Below are 17,714 nucleotides of genomic sequence, written 5' to 3'. Positions count from 1 at the left end.
CGAGAAGTTTTGCTCATCCGGGCTACCCAAATTTACATCCGGATACTATGTTTCCTTTTGGGGAATGAGGCTCAAATTCTTGCAGCTACTGCACAATACACATGAACAATTAAATCAAATCCTAAATTGACTGACCAGAGCGCGGACACTCATCGGGTCCTTCCACAGGTTTCACATCCCAAGGCGCTGCGCGATCCGGGCGAACTGGCGTGGCGCCGGACGTTGGTGGAAGGCGACCATGTACGCTCGCTGACCCGTTACGCGCGGGATCTCGCCACCCGCATGGGCAGCCCGGTCCCCCTGGCCGATCCGCTCGACGGCGGCGTGACGGCGCGGCTGCTGATCCTGCTGGAAACGCCGGGTCCCAGGATGCTGACCACCGGCTTCGTGTCGCGCGACAACCCCACGGGGACGGCGGCGAACCTGTACCGGTTCCTGGACCGGGCCGGCATCGCCCGTGGAGACACGGTGATCTGGAACATCGTGCCGTGGCTGATCCAGGTTCCCGGAACGCCCAACCGCAACCCGACCCGGGCGCAGGTCGCCGAGGGACTGCTCCATCTGCCCGAATTCCTGGATCTTCTGCCGAACCTGGAACTGGCCGTCACCGCCGGGCGGAAGGCGGAGGCCGCGCGCGATCTGCTGGAGGCCCGGGACATCCCGTGCCTCGCCATGCCGCATCCCAGCCCGACCTATGTCTGCACAAGCCCCGACGTGGCGCGCCGGATCGCCGCCTGCCTGGAGACGGCGGCGGAGCGGCTGGCCGCCCGGAGACTGGACGTCACCAGGTAAAGCGCCATGTCTCCGTCATGACCCGATCGCCCCGCATCAGCCGCGCCGCCAGCTCGGCCGGCCCGCCTCCCCCCGGCCGATACTCGAAATACAGGCGCCAGCCGCCGGTCTGCGGGACATGTTCGACCACCGGCTCGACGACCGCGCCGGCGGAAGCGGTGACGTCGGCGGCGAGGTCGGCACCGTGACCGGGCAGCCCGTCCCCCTCGAAATCCACCACGAAGAATCGGCGCTCCGGCGAGGGCGGCACGGTCGGCCGCAGCCGCTCGGCCGAACCGATCCGCGTGCCCGTCACCCGGCCCAGGGGGTGCAGGCCGGTTCCGCCGTCTATCACGGTCAGGTCATACCCGAAATCCAGCGGCCGGCCCGGTTCCGGAGCCCGTCCGGGCACCCAGGAGGCCACGATGTTGTCGTTGTATTCCTCCAGGGACGGGAACTCGTAGAGCTCGAGGACGCCCCGCCCCCAGTCGCCCCGCGGCTCGACCCAGAAACTGGGCCGGCGCTCGTGCATGGCCTGGACGTCCAGATAGCTGGCGAAGTCGCGGTCCCGCTGCATCAGGCCGAAGCCGCCGGGGCCGGCCATGGGATAGCCGGTGGCGAGCGGCGCCGGGCGGCCGTTGGCCAGCGGGCGCCAGCTCCACTCCCCCGCGCCGTCCCGCATCAGCAGCCCGTCGCTGTCGTGCATCTCCGGCCGGAAATCGTCGAAGCCGGCCGGGCCGTGCTCGCCGTGGAGGAACATGCTGGTCAGCGGCGCCAGGCCGAGCTGCCCGACCGGCCGGCGCAGCACCAGGGAAGCGTCGATCCGGGCCGCGGTGGTATCGCCGGGCCGCAGCCGGAACCGGAAGGCGCCGGCCATGCTCGGCCCGTCGAGCAGCGCCAGCACGGCGATCTCCTCCGCTCCAGCCCCGGGGCGCTCGATCCAGAACTCCGTGAAGTCGGGAAACTCCTCCGGCTCGGAGCCGCCGGTATTGACCGCGACGCCCCGGCCGGACAGCCCGTATTCCTGGCCCCGGGCGATCAGCCGGAAATAGGACGCGCCGAGGAACACCGCGAACTCGTCGCCGGTGGAGCCGCCGCCGGCGGGATGGTGCAGCCGCAATCCGGCGAATCCCAGATCCGGCACGTCGGGGACGTCGAGGCCGCCCAGGTCGAACATGTCCGGACGGTAGGCCACCGGCGTCGCGACGCCGTCCTCGACGACGCTGACGCGGACCTGCCGCCGATAAAGGAACCCCCGATGGAAGAACTGCGCCTTGAAACCGTCCCGATCGGCCCACAGGGCTTCGGACGGCCGGAAGCGGATCGCGCGGTACTCGTCGTAGGACATGTCGCGCAGCACCGCCGGCATCGTCTCGTCCGGCGGCACGTAGGGCCGGGACGCCAGCGCCGCCGCCCTGAGCCTGACCTGATCGAACCCGAAGCCCCCGTCCGCCTTCGCGGTTCCCCGCTCCCGGCCGGTCCCGGCACCGCCCAGGAGCAGGGCGCCTCCCGAACTCGCGGCCCCCAGCAGAAGCGACCGGCGTGAAAACAACCGTTTCCGCAGAATAAAATCGTCGGCGCGGCGGTTCATCGATAAGTCCTGTCCCCGGCCCCTTTCAGGGGCACCGTGCCCAGCAATAACTTCCCGGAAGGCCACCTGTTCCATGACGCTCGTTCCTTCGGCCGAGACTTCCGCGCGCCTGCCCCTTGCCGTGCGCAGGGCTTTGTTCCTGGGCCCGGCGCTTTTCCTGACCCTGCTTTCGGCGGTGCTGGCGGCCGAGGCCATGGGCGGACCCCGGACCGGCCTGGACTGGCTGCTGGTGATCCTGTTCACGCTCAACCTGGGCTGGCTGGCGCTGAACGGGTGGCAGGTGGTGCTGGGCTTCGTCCTGCATTGCCTGGGCCGGCGGGCCTTCCCGCCGCTGGAGCGGGCCGCCGCCGGGATCGACCCGGCGGTACCGCCCAAGGGCAGGACCGCGGTGGTGCTCCCCGTCTACAACGAGGACGTCCCGGCGGTGTTCGCCGCCGTCGCCGTCATGGCCCGCTCGCTGGAACGGACCGGCGCGGTCGAGCGGATCGACCTGTTCGTGCTGAGCGACACCCGGGACGAGGCGATCTGGCGCGCCGAGGAGCGCGCCTATGACGCCCTTCTGGCGGAGTTTGCCGGGAAACCGGGTCTGCCGGCGGTCTTCTACCGCCGCCGCCAGGACAACGGCGGCAGGAAGGCCGGCAACCTCGCCGACTTCTGCGTCAACTGGGGCCACAGGTACGACTTCATGGTGGTTCTGGACGCCGACAGCCTGATGGGCGGCGACACGATCCGCCGCATGATCCGGCTGATGGAGGACAATCCGCGCATCGGCCTGATCCAGACCGTGTCCCATCCGGTCAACCGGGAAACGCTGTTCGCCCGCATCCACCAGTTCGCGGCCAACCTCTACACGCCCCTGTCGGTCCTGGGGCTGAATTTCTGGCAGCAGGAGGACGCCAACTACTGGGGCCACAACGCCATCGTCCGGGTCCGGGCCTTCATGGATCATTGCGACCTGCCGGTGCTGCCCGGCAAGGCCCCCCTGGGTGGCGAGATCCTGTGCCACGACGTGGTCGAGGCCTGCCTGATGCGGCGCGGCCCGTGGGAAACCTGGGTGCTTCCCCGGCTCGGCGGCACCTGGGAGGAGATCCCCGCCAACACCATCGACTATGCCGGCCGCGACCGGCGCTGGGCGCAGGGCAACCTCCAGCACATGCGGTTCCTGCCCGCCCACGGCGTCCGCTGGCCCGGCCGGCTGCATCTCCTGACGGGGATCATGTGCTACGTCTCGGCCCCGGTCTGGTTCGCCTTCCTGGTGCTGTCGGCCGGGCAGCTGATCCTGGGCGAGGAGCGCGGCGGCTACGGCCTGCTGACCTCCGGCCTGTTCAATCCCGGTGCGGCGGCGGCGGCCATGTTCGCCCTGACCCTGGCGCTGCTGTTCCTGCCCAAGCTGCTGAGCCTGGCGGCCGTCCTGGCCGACCCGCGGGCGAGGGCCGGCTTCGGCGGCGCCCCGCGCCTGCTGGCCAGCGCACTCCTGGAACAGGTATTCTCGACGCTTCAGGCGCCGGTCCACATGGCCTATTACACGCGCTTCGTCGCCTCGACCCTGGCCGGGCGCATCGTCGCCTGGGACGCCCAGCCGCGCGGCGACCGGAGCGTCGGGCTGGGCGAGGCGTTCCAGCGCCACGCCGGGCATGTGATCCTGGGCCTCGTCCTGGCTTCCGCGGCGTTGCTGGTCGGCCCCGTGCTGTTCTGGTGGATGTCGCCGATCGTCGCCGGCCTGGTGCTCAGCCCGATCCTGACGAGCTGGTCGAGCCGCCGGGGCGCCGGCCTCGCCGCCCGCCGCCTCGGCCTGTTCCTGATCCCGGCGGAAGTCGCCCCCGAGCCCGAACTGGCCGAACTGGCGTCGCGGGCGCGCGCCCCGGTCCCGGGCGACGGCATGGCCGGAGCCGGCGCACGTCCGGCCCTGCCCCTGCGCTCGCCGATCCCCATGGTGCCGCAGTCCCTCTACCGGCCGGCCCTCGCCGGGGAGACCGCCGACGCGGACTGACGCCGGCGCCGCCGGCGATCCCCGGGTGACGGTCCTCGGGCATCCAGGCCGTCGAATACCGCTCCGATCCGTTACGGCTGGGTCCTGCTGCCGACGCTGCTGGGCAACGTCGTCGGCGGAGTGGGGCTGGTGGCGGTGCTCGCCCATGCGCAGGTGATGAAGGAGGATGGCTGAGGGCCATGCGCCTCGCGGAAGACCACGCCCCCGACGAAGGTCGGCGAACTAGAGCGGTCCCCGATCAGGTTGAACCGCTCCGGTCCTCGCAGCCGGCCGTCCCAGTCGCCGCACCGTGTTGCGCCATGGGCGCAACCTACGTCTGTATGCAGGGCGGAGGTGATGCGGACCGCCGATCGTAGGTTGCGCCCATGGCGCAACGCATCGGTTCGGCTTCCCTGGGGCGGATCGACCTGATCGGAAACCGCACTAGTGGTGCTGCACAGTGATTTTGATGAGTTCTGCGGAGCGGAGTGGCGTAGGTCGGCCTTCGCCCGTCAGGGCGAACGCCGACACCCTGCGTCAACGCTCCGGCCACGATATCGGCGTCGGCCTTCGGCCGAGGCCGACCTACGGCAAACCGATCATAATCACTGTGCCGAGCCAACAGAGGGTCGAACCGATCCTGGGGAGCAAAGCCTATGACTCGGTTGACGCAAACGTAAACGTCATCCTTGCCGGAAAGGCAACTTCAGGAACGACCTGTCTGTACCACGTATTGATTGCACCGGCGCCCCGGCTATCACCTTTCTCAGATGCAGGAGAACCTTTAGACTGTTGATCAGGGCGGCAAGGCCTTAATAATGTCGAAGAAGAGGCGATAGTGCTCTCTGGAGGAAGCTGGATGGTAATGCTTCCGGGCTCACCGCTCGTTCGGCGTCTGGTAATTCCTGTCGTCTTCATGTTCGCCGTGGGCGCCGCGACCATCTTCGGCTTGGCGAGCATCTCGGCATCCTGGCAGGACAAGAAGGCTGCGGTCGACTCCGGGCGGATGGTCGAGCATGCACTGACCGAGGAGAAGACCGCGCTCGCCGTGCTGGCCAAGGACTATACCTGGTGGGACGAGCCGATCACCCGCCTCTTCGTCGAATTCGACGCCGACTACGCCGACAGCGACTTCGGCGGCTACCTGATCGACCAGCACGGAGCGGCCGCGGTCTTCGTGTTCAACGAGGGCGGCGCGCAGATCTACGGCCGTACCGACGACCGTTTCGAAGGCGGGACGGAGGGCAGCCCGGAGATCGGCGCCGATCCGGACCTCCGCCTGATGAACCGTCAGGCCATGGCGTCCGGGCCGACGGAACCCGTCGTGGCGACGGGAGTCGTCGATCTCGGCGGCTCCCTCCATGTCGCGGCGGTCTCGCGCTTCACGCCGGAAATAGACAGCACGGACTTCGCCGAACCGCCGCCGCTCGGCACGCTGGTCATCCTGCGGCGGATGGACGACAAGTTCCTCGACCATATCGGCCAGACCGCCCATGTCCAGGAATTCGCGATCCTGTCGCCCGAAGCGGAGAAAGCGGGCTCGCTGACGGCGCCGCTGCGGTCGCCCCTGGGCGACACGCTGGCGACGCTGAGTTGGAAACCGCCCACGCCGGGGCGCGACTTCCTGAACTGGTTCCTCCCGCCTCTCCTGGCGGTCGGCCTGATCATGGGGCTGCTGCTCGCCCTCGTCCTGTCGCGGGTCCGGCAGTTCGCCGAACACCTGGCCTCCAGCGAGGAGCGGCTGGCGCTGGCGTTGGATGCGGCGCGCGACGGGCTATGGGACTGGAACATCGAGACCGGCGATGCCCATTTCAGCGCCCGCTGGGCGACGATGCTGGGCTATCGGCCGGACGAGATCGAGCCCAGGACGGGCGCGTGGGAGAGCCTGGTCCATCCCGACGACCTGCCCGAGGTGATGCGGGCCCTGGCCGACTGCCGCCAGGGCCGCAGCGCGACCTACGAGGTCGAGCACCGGATGCGGGCGAAGGACGGCAGCTGGCACTGGATCCTGGCGCGCGGCCGGGTGGTGACGCGCAACGCGGCGGGCGCCGCGCGCCGCATGGTCGGAACCCACACCGACGTGACCGCGCGGCGCCTCGCGGAACAGCGGGCGCTCGACGCCTGCGCGGAGGCGGAGGCGGCGAGCCGGGTCAAGAGCCACTTCCTGGCGAACATGAGCCACGAGCTGCGGACGCCGCTGAACGCGATCATCGGCTTCTCCGACATGCTGCTGCGCGAGTTCTTCGGGCCGCTGACGCCCAAGCAGAAGGAATACGCCGCCGCCATCAATACCTCCGGCTCGCACCTGCTGGAGGTGATCGGCGACGTGCTCGACCTGTCGAAGGTCGAGGCCGGGCGCATGGAGCTGCACCCGGAACCCGTCGATGTCTCCGCCCTGGTGAGGTCCTGCGCCGGCCTGATGGCGAGCGAGGCGGACCAGGGCCGCGTGGCGCTGGAAACCAGCCTGCCCCCGCATCCCGTCGAGATCACCGCCGACAAGGTGCGGCTGCGCCAGATCATCCTGAACCTGCTGTCCAACGCCGTGAAGTTCACCCCGACCGGGGGCCGCGTCGATGTCGCCGTCCGCCTGCCGGCGGAGGGAGGGCTGGAGATCAGCGTGCGCGACACCGGGGTCGGCATGCGGCCGGAGGATATCCGGATCGCCCTCGAACCTTTCCGCCAGCTGGACGACTCGATGTCGCGGCGGCACCAGGGCACCGGGCTCGGCTTGCCGCTGGCCAAGATGCTGGCGGAACTGCACGGCGGCGAACTCGCCCTGGCCAGCGAGCCGGGACGCGGCACGACGGTGACCGTCACTCTGCCCGCGCCGAAGCGGCGGGCGGCGCTTCGCTCGGTCAGCGGGCGATCGGCCTGAGCGGCACGGGATCGCCGGTCGCCACCCATCCGCCGACGCCCCTCGACGCCGTCCCGGTCCGCGCCTGCGATCCCGCCAGGGCGACGGGCGCGGCGACCGGAGCGGCTGACGGCGTGCCGGCCGGAGCGGTCGCCGGCGTGCCGGACGTCGCGGTCGCCGGCGTGCCGGACGTCGCGGGGACGGCGGCCGCCGCGGGCGCGGCCGGGGCGGCTTGACGGATCGGGGCCGGCGTCGCGACGACGACCCGCTGGGTCACCGGCGGGGGCTCGTCGGTCTGGTGGGTCAGCCGCGTATGGATGAAGGCCTGCGAACTCCCCTGACGCACCGCCAGCCATTCGGTCCCGGGCGCCCGGCCCAGCACGTCGAGCGGGTCGCCCGGCCGCACGCCGCCGATGATCGGGAAATCCGTGCCGGGTCCCACGCGCAGGTTGGCCGCCTTGGCCGCGACCCATTTCCCGGGGACGGCCTCGAACCGGGGTGCCGCGACGGGAGCCGGAGGGGCGGCGACCGTCGCCTCCGGCCTGGGCGGAACGGCCTGGCAGGCGCCTAGGGCGAGCAGAAGGACGGCGGCGGCGGGACGGCGCATGGAACTGTAAACCCTTGGCAGGACTGAGCGGCTTTCCGCCGCAGCCTAGCGGGAATGCATTTCCGAGCGGTTAACTAGGAGTCCGGGCCGGCCGGGTGTCCGCTCCGCCGGACCCTCAGCCGCAATACTGGTGCAGGTTCCGGCTTCGCGTGGCCTCCGCCTCCCGGATCTTCCGGTCGCTCTCGTGCCGGGCGGAGAAGGACAGGACATATTGCTGGAGTTCGCGGGCTTGGAACGGCTTGGCCAGGAAGAACAGGCGGTCGGCCGGCGGGATGTCGCGGGTGATCTCGCGCGCGTCCACCCCGGTGAAGCCGCTGACGATCACGATGCTGATCAGGCCGTCCAGTTCCCGGATGCGCTTGGCCGCCTCCAGCCCGGATATGCCGGGCGGCATCCGGACGTCCAGGAACGCCGCGCCGAACGGCCGGCCGGTCCGCAGCCCCTCCATGACCTGGGCGACCGCCGGCTCGCCCTGGCGCACGCAGACCAGCTCCACCTCCAGGTTCGCGGGGTCTTCCGACCGGCCGAAAAGCTGGTCCCCGAGTTCGGTGATGCGGTCGCGCCTCGGCGCCAGGTCGTCGATGACATAGCGGTAGCTGTCGAGCAGCATGGGCTCGTCATCAGCCACCAGGACGCGAAAGGGCTCGGTCGGGCTCATGCGGTCTCTTTCAGGCTGTCGAAACTGAAGACCTTCTTCCTGGCCGGGAGCCGGACCACCATCCGCGCGCCTCGGCCGACGCCTTCGCTGACCGCCCAGATACCCCCGCCCATTCCCGCCAGGCTGTTCGCGCACCAGTGCAGCCCGATGCCGCCGCTGTGAACCCGGCGGGTGCTGTAGCCGCGCTCGAAGATCCGGTCCAGCTTGTCCTCCGGAATACCTTGCCCATCGTCGGAAACGTGCAGTTCCACCATGTCCACGCCGTCGCGCCTCACCAGTTCGCCATCGATCGAGATCGTCCCCGTGCCGTGGCCGGACGCCAGGATCGACTCCTCGGCATTCACGATCAGGTTGCCGAACACCTGGGTCAGGACGACGTGATGGCCGCGAACCGCCGGCAGTTTCGCCACGTCGGGTGCCACCGCGATCCTGATCTTCTCGCCATTCTGCAACAGTTTCGAGGCCTCGTCGACCACACGGGAGATGTCGATTGTCTCAACCTGGCGTTTTGCCCGGCTGAAACGCTCATGGTCGTAGAAGATCTGCTCGATCTGGGTCGCCTGGTCTCCGATCACGCCGATGTCGGTCTCGATCGTCGAGTGGCTGGTGCGCAGATGCTCCATGCAGGCCTTCAGGTACGTCACCGCGAGCGCGCAGTCCTGCCGGTCGGCGGTCGCCGCCGCGACGCGCCCGACGGCGGCCTCCATCCTGTCGAGATGCGCCATGTCGAGCGCCCGCCCGATATGCCACAGCTTGATCGAGATCGGGGTCAGCGCGTTGCGGACATTGTGGGTCATGCCGCCGACGAGTTCCGCCATGCCGGTATAGAAGCTCTGCTCGACCAGCCGCTTCTGGGTCTCGTCGAGCTGCTGGATCGTGCGCTCGAACTCGTTCTCCAGGATCACGATCTCGTCTGGCGTTCTCCCGGCGGCGGCGAGCTTGGCGGACTCCGGGGCGGTGCAGCCGCGCGCCTCCAGGACGCGCCGCATCAGGCGGGCGACCGGCTTGACGACCGTCCGGTTCAGCATCAGCAGGATCGCCAGGCCGGCGAGCGCCAGCACGGCCGCCATCAGCGCGATGACGTAATCGACCATGCTGCTGCCGGCATCGCTGATGGTGCGGGCGTAACTGGTTTCCAGGACCAGGGCGGGCTTGCCCGCGATGTCGTTGAGGATCGTGCGGACCGTCAGGTGATCCTTTCCGACCGTCACCTCCCGGTCCCGCGGCACCTCCACCCTCCGGCCCCGCTCCAGCTCCCCGGTCGGTCCCTGGACCGCCGCTGCCGGGCCGGCCGGGGCATCGCCGGAAGCCTTGCCGCCGACGGCGCCGATCGGGTCCAGGGTGAAGCGGGCATGGACCTGCCGGCCGAGCCGGTCCACCAGGCCGGCATCCAGGAAGCGCCCCAGCAGCAGGAAGCCGGCCGCCGGTCCCGTGCCGTCGGCCCGCAGGATCGGCGCGCTGACGACCAGCATGGGTCCCCGGGAGGTCATCAGGATGCCGGATGGGGTGGCGGCCGTCCCGTCCCCGTCGGTGGAGAACAGGGCGAGCTGGGCCGGCGTCAGCGACTCCTTGGACAGTTCCGGCAGGTCCACCGTCTCGCCCGTCGCCAGGTCCCGGATATCGGCCCAGACCACCGTGCCGTCGAACCTGACGAAATACATCAGGTTGACGCTGATGCCCTGGAAGCTCTGCGGCACCAGGTTCTGCTCGACGAAGTCCCGGACATTCTCTCCCTGCATGAACCTGTAGCTGCCGTCCCAGGTGGCCCAGTCCAGGGCAGAGCCGCGCAGGTGGGCCAGGTTGTCCGAAACGGCGTCGACCGCGCGGTCGGCATTGCGCTCCGCCAGGGAGCTTTCGATCGACCTGAACTCCTTGCCCACGATCAGGTGGACGATCAGGGCGTTGCCCACCAGCATCGCGAGCGCCGCTGCCGACAGGATAAGGATGACACGGTGGATCAGGCGCATTCGTCGGGGCTCCCCTGCCTGGCGGCGGCATGGACATCGGTGGCGGTAGCGGTAGCGGCGGCTTGGATATCGGTCCTGTGGATCAGCTGGAGCTTGGCGCCGTTCCGGGCCGGGGCGGGCGCGGCCTGCTCGGCCAGCCGCCCGTAGAGGCGGGCGAGCCGGCGCTGCCAGTCGGCAAGGAGCGGCGGCAGCGCCATGGGGTGTTCGGCGACCAAGTCGGCGATCAGCGCGCGGTGGAACCGCAGCACGACCATGTCCGTCGCGGCGACGCCGCTCAAGGGGTGGCTTGCGCCCTCCAGGAAGGCGGTCTCGCCGAACGCGGCTCCGGCGCCGATGCGGTCCACCGGCACCCCGTCGATCCGCAGTTCGGCGGTGCCGGCGCGGATCACCGAGAGATGGCGGATCGGCTCGCCGGCCTCGAACAGGGAGGTCCCCGCGGAGGGGGTCTCGGTTTCCGCCCGCTCCGCCAGGAAGCCCACCTCCTCCAGGGTCAGCGCCTGGAACAGGGGAAGCGTCTTGAGGAACAGGATCAGGTCGAGCATGGCGTTTTCTCCGGCATCGGGAACCGCGGCCTCGTCGAGCAGGCGGGCGGCCAGCAGGCGGGTCCAGCGGTCGGCCGACGCCGCCTTCATCACGGCGCCGACCGCCTGGGTCGGCGACCGCGCCGCCTGCGGGGCGCCCGAGGCGAGTGGCGCATCGTCCGCTCCCGCCTCCAGCAGGGCCAGCACCGGGCGGATGAACCGGCCGGTCGGCAGGCTGGAAAGCGCCTCGATGGCATCCGCCCGGACCCGGGCGTCCGAGGAATGGGCCAGGCTGTAGAGCAGCCTGATGTCCCGCTTGTTGCCCAGCGCCGCCTTGACCATCAGGACCCGCCAGATGATGCGCCGGTTGCTCGCGCGGATGGCGGCGGCCATCACGTCGACCATCGATTGGGACGGGTCGAACAGCCCGGCCACCGCGGCCAGACCATGGAGATTGTGGTGGGCCTGCCGGTAGAGCGGCGCCAGGTGGTCCCGCAGGATGCGCCGGGCGCGGCGCGTCCCGATGGCGCCCAGCGCCAGCACGGCGGCGTTGGCGACTTCGGGACGGCGGGAGACCAGCCGCGGCAGGATTTCCGGGATGGCGGCGTCGCCGCACCGGCCCAGCGCCTCCGCCGCGTTCTGCCGGGCCTCGGCCGATCCCTGTTCCAGCATGCGCGCCAGCCCCTGGATGTTGCGCAGGGAGTCTATCGCGACGACGGCGCCCCACGACGCCGGCGCCTGGGCGGGCCGCCCGGCCCCGCCGCCGAGAACCAGGTCGGGAGCGAACTTCCTGGCCAGTTCCTCGGCGTGGCGCCGAACCTGGGGATCGGGATGGGCATGCAGCGCCAGGATGTCGGACCGGGAGAAGCGGTGCATCCCCGCGCGCCGCCTGGAGTCGAGCGGGCCGGCCGCACGCCGGCGCAGGCTCTTCAGCAGGCTGGGCAGGAAACCCAGGCCGATGGAGGCGCAGACGCCGGCGAACACCACCGCGATGACGATGGTCGCCAGCAGGATGGTGCGCGGGTCCGCCCAGCCCTGCAGCCACAGCAGGCCGATGCCGGACAGCGCGATGCCGGCGGGATAGACGGCCCCCTCCACCAGGATGCGGACCTGCCCCAGCACCCGATAGGGAATCGCGGCATAGTTCAGCGTCTTGACCGGCTCGAAGATCGCGTTCGACATCGCATTGGCGTTCATGTGCATGACGACGGCGGCGGGCAGGCCCCAGGCCAGGAAGAGACCCGCCAGGCTCAGCAGGGTGGTCGCCGGGAAAATCAGGTTGCGCAGCAGCGGGCTTCCCCTCTCCAGGACGAGCCGCCCGAACAGCGCCAGGATGATCAGCTCCGCCGCCTGCTGCGCGGAATAGACCAGGGCCAGGAAACCGGCCAGGGCGTCCTCGTCCTGGTAGGCTTCGGCGTAGACCACCATCGCCAGGTAGTCCTGGAGGCAGAACAAGGTCGACATCAGCAGGATGCCGACGGCGATCGCGGGGATCAGCGGGAAGCTGACGACCGTGCCGGCCAGGGACCGCAGGGCGTCCAGCATCCCGCCCTCGTCCTCGTCATCCTCCCCGTCGCCCAGCCGTTCGAGCCGCCGCCCGATGCGCAGGCATTGCAGGAGGGCCAGCCCGAACAGGACCGCCGACACCAGCAGCAGCGTCTGGGTCGCGACGAACTGGGACAGCGCCGAGGCGATCAGCCCGCCGCCGACGCCGCCGGCGCCGAAGGCCATGGCAAGCTGCGCCGCGTGCCGCTTCATGTCGAGCGTCGTCAGGTACTCCGACGCGAGCAGCCAGAACAGCGTGTCGTAGAGGATCTCCAGGCTGTAGGCCGCGATGTAGGCGGCATGGGTGGCGCCCGGGACCTCCGCCGCGACCGTCGCCCAGAGCGCCACGCCCGTGAGGGCGGAGGCAAGGCACAGCGCGGCGGAAACCTGGAGCGTCAGCCAGCGCGACAGCACCGCCGAGACGGTCGAGGCGAGCGGGATCGAGACCACGGCGAGCAGGATGTAGAAGACCGGCATGGCGTCGCTGCCCTCCTTGGTCAGGAAGAGCGCGGCGCTGCTGGTGGTCAGGACCAGGATGCCGCCGGACGCCAGGGCCCCCAGGACGGCCAGTTCGACGACGCTGGCAGGAACGCCGATGTACCGCCTCAGGAGGGACGACACCGGCGTCGGCGGCTTGGACATTCCCGTTCCCGCTGTTCCGGCCTAGAACGGCAGGGCCAGCGCCGCGTCATGGCGGACCGCGGCGGCGGCGAAGTCCGCGACGATGCCGAGATCCAGATAGCGTTTCCGCAGGGCGGCCGGCAGCGTCGAGAAGCTGCGGACCATGCCGCGGCAGGTCCGCGACCCGCAGGCGCAGGCCATGTCCTCGTCCGGATGCTCCTGATGGGTGGAGTAGTCGTAGGTCAGTTCCTCGTTGGCCTCGATGTCGTACAGGGCGATCATGGAGAAGCCGTCGGGCCGGACCCTCAGGCCGCAATTGGGCTCGCAGCTGTGGTTGGTGAAATCGTCGGGTCCGCCATAGGGCGGGATGAACAGGTCTTTCCCGACCTGGAAGATGTCGGCGTGGCTGTAACCGGCCCTGGTGATTTCGCGGCGGCTCATCGCCCGCGCCAGATAGTCGGGGTCGGTGACCGTCAGGACGCTGGAGCCGGCGCGGATCGGCCGCGACGTGAACAGCCCCAGCCCCGCGGCGGCCGAGGGCGCCACGAAGAGGTAAAGGTATTGGGCAAGCTTCTGCTGTGGTTTCGGAGCCGCGGCGGAATGCCAAGCCCTCAGATCGATCGCATCCATCTCCCACCCGAAATCAAGCGCCAGGAGGGCCCAGGGTGGCGAGCTATAGTTAATTATGAGTTAACTAACTGATTCGATCGCTCAGGGGCGGCGCGCGCCGAGGGCCATGCGCAGGGGCCATCCCAGTCCATGGAGCAGGGCGACGGCGCATATGGCGAAAGAGGCGCCGCGGCCGGGGCGGCTCGTCGCGAAGCCGGTTTCCATCACAGAAACGGCAGCGATGATCAGGTATAGGCAGACGAGCATCCAGAGGGTGGAGGACATGATGCGGGCCTTCGAACCGGTTACGGCAACGGAAGCCCGCATCATGGCGCAAAAGGGTTAACGCAAAGAAACCGGCCGGACGAGGCCGGCCGGTTCCCCTGCCCCGACCCGGAACCGTTACGCCGCGGTCAGGTCGTCGCGGCGGCGGGTACCCGAAGCACCGCCGATGGCGGCGGCGATCGCCCCCAGCAGCAGGGCCCCGAAGCCCCAGAGCGAAGCCTGGCTGAGCGCGTTGGCGGTGGTGTCCGCCGCCTGTCGGGCGGTCTGCTCGGCCTGCTGGGCGGTCTGCTCGGCCTGCTGGCGAAGCTGGTCGACGCGGGCACGCGCCTCGTCCTCGCTGATGCCGGCCTGCTGGCTGACGATCTGGATCGCCCGCTGCTGGGCCTGCTCGGCGTCCTGGCCGCCGGCGACGATGCGCGGCACCAGCGAGACCAGTTCGTTCTGCGCCGCCTCGGGGCTCTGCCCGGTCTGGTCGGCCGGCCGCATCAGGTTCTGGACCCGCTGCTGGATCTGCTCGGCGGACAGGCCGCTGGCGTCGGCCACCTGCGGAACCGCGTCGGCCACCGTGCTGGAGATGCCCGAGACGGCGTTGCCGACCGCGTTGAAGGCGCCGCCGATGACGCTGCCGATCGCGGAGGTCAGGAGCCAGAAGCTGACCACCAGGGCCAGCGCCCAGGTCAGCAGGCCGTGAAGCACGCCGTCGGTCTTCTCGAACGCGCCTGCCAGCCGTGCGGCCACGTAGCCGCCGACGATCAGCGCCACCAGATAGCTGACGGCCCACCAGACCGCCGCGGTGGTGCCCATGGTGGTCGCTTCCGGGGTTCCCGCCGCTCCCTGCGCCGGATCGATCGTGGTCAGGCCCAGTCCCAGGCCCAGCATGCTGAGCAGCAACTGGACCGCCACCACCATCAGCGTGCCGCCGAGCACTGCGCCCCATGAAATCCTGCGATAGAGGCCGGGCTGGACCGCGACCGTATCGGAGAAGGTCCCCCTGCCGGCAGCGGTTCCATTGGATGTGTCGTACACACCCTCTCGCAGCGGACGATGTCCTGTCATCTGATGTTTTCCTGGTGCTTCGGATGAATGTTCCGGATCTGCAGTCGCGACCCCTAGACCTGACAGAACATCCGGCGAGACGGAACGTCACGCGTGCACGGTAGAGATGCAAAAAAGATTGGCGAGAAGGCATACCACTGTCGCGCGCGCCATTCGTGACATTTGCGGCTTGCAACAGGCCGTAAGGCGAGACAGGGTTGGGAGGGTTGATAATACGGTCAGGGAGACCAAGAAAATGCCGACTGGTACCGTCAAATGGTTCAATGCCACGAAAGGGTATGGCTTCATCCAGCCCGATCAGGGTGGGCCCGACGTCTTCGTCCACATCTCCGCCGTCGAGCGCTCTGGCATGAGCGGCCTCAACGACGGTGACACCGTCAGCTTCGATCTCGAGAACGACCCCCGCAAAGGGAAGACCTCGGCCGTCAACCTGAAGCGGGTCTGACCAGGACCCGCGACCGGAAAAGCGGATCGATCAAGTAAGCGGAAGCGGCCCCGGGGGTCCGGCGTTATCGCCGGGCTCCCGGGGCCGCTTTCATTTCCAGGCCGGTCCGGACCTTCACATCGGCCAGAAGACGCTGATCAGGAACGTGCCGAGCACGACCACCAGGACCGACAGCGGCAGGCCGAGCCGCCAGTAATCCCCGAAGCGATACCCCCCGGGCCCCATCACCAGCGTGTTGCATTGATGGCCGATCGGGGTGAGGAAATCGCACGCCGCGCCCACCGCAACCGCCATCAGGAACGGATCGGGGCTGAGCCCCAGCCGCTGCGCCAGGCCCGCCCCGATCGGCGCCATGACCAGGACCGTCGCGGCATTGTTGAGGAACGGCGTCACCGCCATCGCGACCGTCAGGATCAGCCCGAGCGCGCCGACGGGCGGCAGCGCCGCGGCGGCGCCCGACAGCCATCCCGCGATCAGGTCGGTGCCGCCGGTGGTGCGCAGCGCGTCGCTGACCGGGATCAGCGCGCCGAGCAGGATCAGGATCGGCCAGTCGACCACTTCGTACGCTTCCTGCGGGGTCAGGACCCGGGCGAGGAGCAGCACGACCGCCGCCCCGAAGAAGGCGATGGTGACGCTCACCGCCTGGATCGCCACCAGCACCATGGCGACCGCCAGCACCGAGATCGGCAGGTAGACGTGGCGCTTGCGGCCGAGCTGGAGGTTGCGCTCGGCGAGCGGCAGGCAGCCCAGCGCCGCCAGCCTTTCCGGCATCGCGTCCCTGACGCCCTGGAGCACCAGCAGGTCGCCCTGCTGGAAGCGGACCCGGCGCAGGCGCTGGCTGATCTGCCGGCCGCGCCGGCTGACCGCGACCAGGTTGACGCCGAACCGCTCGCGCAGGCTCAGCTGCTCGGCCGACCGGCCGATCATCTGGGAACCCTGGGTGACCACCGCCTCGACCATGCCGACCTCGCCGCGCCGGGCCGACGCGACCTTGCCGTCCTTCTTCATGCCGATCAGTTCCAGCTTGGCGTCCTTCACGAGCTTCTCCAGCGCGTGGGTCTCGCCTTCCAGGACCAGGATGTCGTCGGCGAACAGGGTCCAGGTGCCGGACGGCACGTAGCGCCGGTACTGCTCGCGGATGATGCCGGAGACCGTGATGTCGGCCTCCGCCATGCTCTCCAGGTCGAAGACGGTCTTGCCGACCAGCGGCGAGCCGGGCGTGAGGCGGACCTCCGTGGTGTAGTTCTCGATCGAGAACATCTGGTCGCCGGGGCCGCGCCCGCGCTTGCGCGGCAGCAGGCGCCAGCCGAACACCAGGAAGAGCACGCCGGCCGCCGCGAGGCCGGCGCCGACCGGGGCGAAGTCGAACATGCGGAACGGCTCGCCCACGATGTCCTCGCGCATGCGCGACACGATGATGTTGGGCGATGTCCCGACCAGGGTCGCGACGCCGCCCAGCAGCGACCCGAAGGACAGCGGCATCAGCAGGCGCGACGCCGGCTTGCCGGTCCGCCGCGAGATCTGGAAGGCGATCGGCATGAAGATCGCCAGCGCGCCGATGTTCTTCATGAAGCCGGACAGCACCGTCACGATCGACACCAGGATCGCGACCTGGGAATTGGTCGTCTTCATGTGCCTGACGAAGGGCTGGAGCATCAGTTCGACGATGCCGGACCGGCCGACCGCGGCGCTGACCACCAGGGCCGACGCCACGATGATCACGATGTCGTCGCTGAATCCGCTGAACGCCTTGTCTACCGGGACGATCCCGCAGGCCACCGCGGCCAGCAAGGCGCCGAGCGCCACCACGTCGTAGCGGATCCGGTCCCAGATGAACAGGACGACCATGCCGATGACGATGGAGAAGGCGGCTGCCTGGCTGAATGACATGAAAGGTTCGTCCAAGGGAAGGTACTGATATCGAAGGTTGCCGGCGCATGTCCGCATGGCAATGCAGGATACATGTCCCGGAACCGGCCGGGCAGGAACACGCCTGTCCCCGTGCTGTTCCGCCGCGGCCCCTCCGTTCCGGCGGACGGACGACCGGCGGCGTCGCATTCCGAATGGCAATTCGCACGTCCGACGAAAAATTGTGAAAGCCGCCGGCCCGTCAAGCAATCTGAATTGCGAATCGCAAAACGGAACCCCGCTCCATCCGCGGAATCCATGCTCCTCCCGTATTAGGCCGAACGGCACGATCCGTGCAATCGGTAGC

General features: G+C 69.4%; 13 protein-coding genes. 4 read left to right on the top strand and 9 right to left on the bottom strand.

Annotated features, from left to right (window positions below; genetic code table 11):
* Positions 1-126: 126 nt before the first annotated feature.
* Positions 127-792 carry a uracil-DNA glycosylase gene (locus IGS68_RS04535; protein ID WP_201077676.1) on the top strand — a complete coding sequence of 222 codons (666 nt, stop codon included), beginning with the start codon at positions 127-129 and terminating at the stop codon, positions 790-792.
* Here the strand turns inward: IGS68_RS04535 and IGS68_RS04530 are convergent.
* Positions 782-2,362, bottom strand: a complete 1,581-nt coding sequence (locus tag IGS68_RS04530; protein ID WP_201077674.1) for an OpgD/OpgG family glucan biosynthesis protein — start codon at positions 2,360-2,362, stop codon at positions 782-784. The genes IGS68_RS04535 and IGS68_RS04530 overlap by 11 nt on opposite strands.
* 73 nt (positions 2,363-2,435) lie before the next feature.
* Here IGS68_RS04530 and mdoH point away from each other — a divergent pair, with 73 nt between their 5' ends.
* Positions 2,436-4,352, top strand: coding sequence for a glucans biosynthesis glucosyltransferase MdoH (mdoH, locus tag IGS68_RS04525; protein ID WP_201077672.1), 1,917 nt, complete (start codon positions 2,436-2,438; stop codon positions 4,350-4,352).
* 838 nt (positions 4,353-5,190) lie between these two features.
* On the top strand, positions 5,191-7,206 hold the full coding sequence (locus IGS68_RS04520; RefSeq protein ID WP_206379349.1) for a sensor histidine kinase: 2,016 nt from the start codon (positions 5,191-5,193) through the stop codon (positions 7,204-7,206).
* On the opposite strand, the gene IGS68_RS04515 is transcribed toward IGS68_RS04520, so the two are convergent.
* From IGS68_RS04515 to IGS68_RS04485, 7 genes are all read right to left on the bottom strand, one after another.
* The gene (locus IGS68_RS04515; protein ID WP_201077668.1) at positions 7,187-7,792 is read right to left on the bottom strand and encodes an SH3 domain-containing protein; all 606 of its coding nucleotides are present in this window, start codon (positions 7,790-7,792) and stop codon (positions 7,187-7,189) included. The genes IGS68_RS04520 and IGS68_RS04515 overlap by 20 nt on opposite strands.
* 115 nt (positions 7,793-7,907) lie before the next feature.
* Positions 7,908-8,450: a response regulator gene (locus tag IGS68_RS04510; protein WP_201077666.1), complete on the bottom strand. Its 543-nt coding sequence runs from the start codon at positions 8,448-8,450 to the stop codon at positions 7,908-7,910.
* On the bottom strand, positions 8,447-10,417 hold the full coding sequence (locus IGS68_RS04505; RefSeq protein ID WP_201077665.1) for a CHASE4 domain-containing protein: 1,971 nt from the start codon (positions 10,415-10,417) through the stop codon (positions 8,447-8,449). Before IGS68_RS04505 ends, IGS68_RS04510 begins: the two co-directional genes overlap by 4 nt.
* Positions 10,408-13,125 (bottom strand): HEAT repeat domain-containing protein, encoded by a 2,718-nt coding sequence (locus IGS68_RS04500; protein ID WP_201077663.1) that lies wholly within the window; start codon positions 13,123-13,125, stop codon positions 10,408-10,410. The genes IGS68_RS04505 and IGS68_RS04500 overlap by 10 nt, the downstream gene beginning before the upstream one ends.
* A 21-nt stretch (positions 13,126-13,146) precedes the next feature.
* Complete coding sequence (locus IGS68_RS04495; protein ID WP_201077661.1) at positions 13,147-13,734, bottom strand: SET domain-containing protein; 588 nt, start codon at positions 13,732-13,734, stop codon at positions 13,147-13,149.
* A gap of 81 nt (positions 13,735-13,815) precedes the next feature.
* The gene (locus IGS68_RS04490) at positions 13,816-13,998 is read right to left on the bottom strand and encodes a hypothetical protein (RefSeq protein WP_201077659.1); all 183 of its coding nucleotides are present in this window, start codon (positions 13,996-13,998) and stop codon (positions 13,816-13,818) included.
* Positions 13,999-14,115: 117 nt separating this feature from the next.
* Positions 14,116-15,054: a hypothetical protein gene (locus IGS68_RS04485; protein ID WP_201077657.1), complete on the bottom strand. Its 939-nt coding sequence runs from the start codon at positions 15,052-15,054 to the stop codon at positions 14,116-14,118.
* Between the two features lie 235 nt (positions 15,055-15,289).
* Between IGS68_RS04485 and IGS68_RS04480 the strand changes: the two genes are divergently transcribed.
* On the top strand, positions 15,290-15,499 hold the full coding sequence (locus tag IGS68_RS04480) for a cold-shock protein (RefSeq protein ID WP_158044056.1): 210 nt from the start codon (positions 15,290-15,292) through the stop codon (positions 15,497-15,499).
* 114 nt (positions 15,500-15,613) lie between these two features.
* On the opposite strand, the gene IGS68_RS04475 is transcribed toward IGS68_RS04480, so the two are convergent.
* Positions 15,614-17,389 carry an SLC13 family permease gene (locus IGS68_RS04475; RefSeq protein WP_201077655.1) on the bottom strand — a complete coding sequence of 592 codons (1,776 nt, stop codon included), beginning with the start codon at positions 17,387-17,389 and terminating at the stop codon, positions 15,614-15,616.
* Positions 17,390-17,714 lie beyond the last annotated feature (325 nt).

The sequence above is a fragment of the Skermanella sp. TT6 genome (assembly GCF_016653635.2).
Classification (GTDB): domain Bacteria; phylum Pseudomonadota; class Alphaproteobacteria; order Azospirillales; family Azospirillaceae; genus Skermanella; species Skermanella cutis.
Note: the sequence above shows the minus strand (reverse complement) of the source record. Positions and strands in the feature narration are given on the sequence as shown.

Coding starts and splice junctions, on each gene's coding strand:
- IGS68_RS04530 (WP_201077674.1), bottom strand. CDS start 2,362: ATGAACCGCCGCGCCGACGATTTTATTCTGCGGAAACGGTTGTTTTCA.
- mdoH (WP_201077672.1), top strand. CDS start 2,436: ATGACGCTCGTTCCTTCGGCCGAGACTTCCGCGCGCCTGCCCCTTGCC.
- IGS68_RS04520 (WP_206379349.1), top strand. CDS start 5,191: ATGGTAATGCTTCCGGGCTCACCGCTCGTTCGGCGTCTGGTAATTCCT.
- IGS68_RS04515 (WP_201077668.1), bottom strand. CDS start 7,792: ATGCGCCGTCCCGCCGCCGCCGTCCTTCTGCTCGCCCTAGGCGCCTGC.
- IGS68_RS04510 (WP_201077666.1), bottom strand. CDS start 8,450: ATGAGCCCGACCGAGCCCTTTCGCGTCCTGGTGGCTGATGACGAGCCC.
- IGS68_RS04505 (WP_201077665.1), bottom strand. CDS start 10,417: ATGCGCCTGATCCACCGTGTCATCCTTATCCTGTCGGCAGCGGCGCTC.
- IGS68_RS04500 (WP_201077663.1), bottom strand. CDS start 13,125: ATGTCCAAGCCGCCGACGCCGGTGTCGTCCCTCCTGAGGCGGTACATC.
- IGS68_RS04495 (WP_201077661.1), bottom strand. CDS start 13,734: ATGGATGCGATCGATCTGAGGGCTTGGCATTCCGCCGCGGCTCCGAAA.
- IGS68_RS04490 (WP_201077659.1), bottom strand. CDS start 13,998: ATGTCCTCCACCCTCTGGATGCTCGTCTGCCTATACCTGATCATCGCT.
- IGS68_RS04485 (WP_201077657.1), bottom strand. CDS start 15,054: ATGACAGGACATCGTCCGCTGCGAGAGGGTGTGTACGACACATCCAAT.
- IGS68_RS04480 (WP_158044056.1), top strand. CDS start 15,290: ATGCCGACTGGTACCGTCAAATGGTTCAATGCCACGAAAGGGTATGGC.
- IGS68_RS04475 (WP_201077655.1), bottom strand. CDS start 17,389: ATGTCATTCAGCCAGGCAGCCGCCTTCTCCATCGTCATCGGCATGGTC.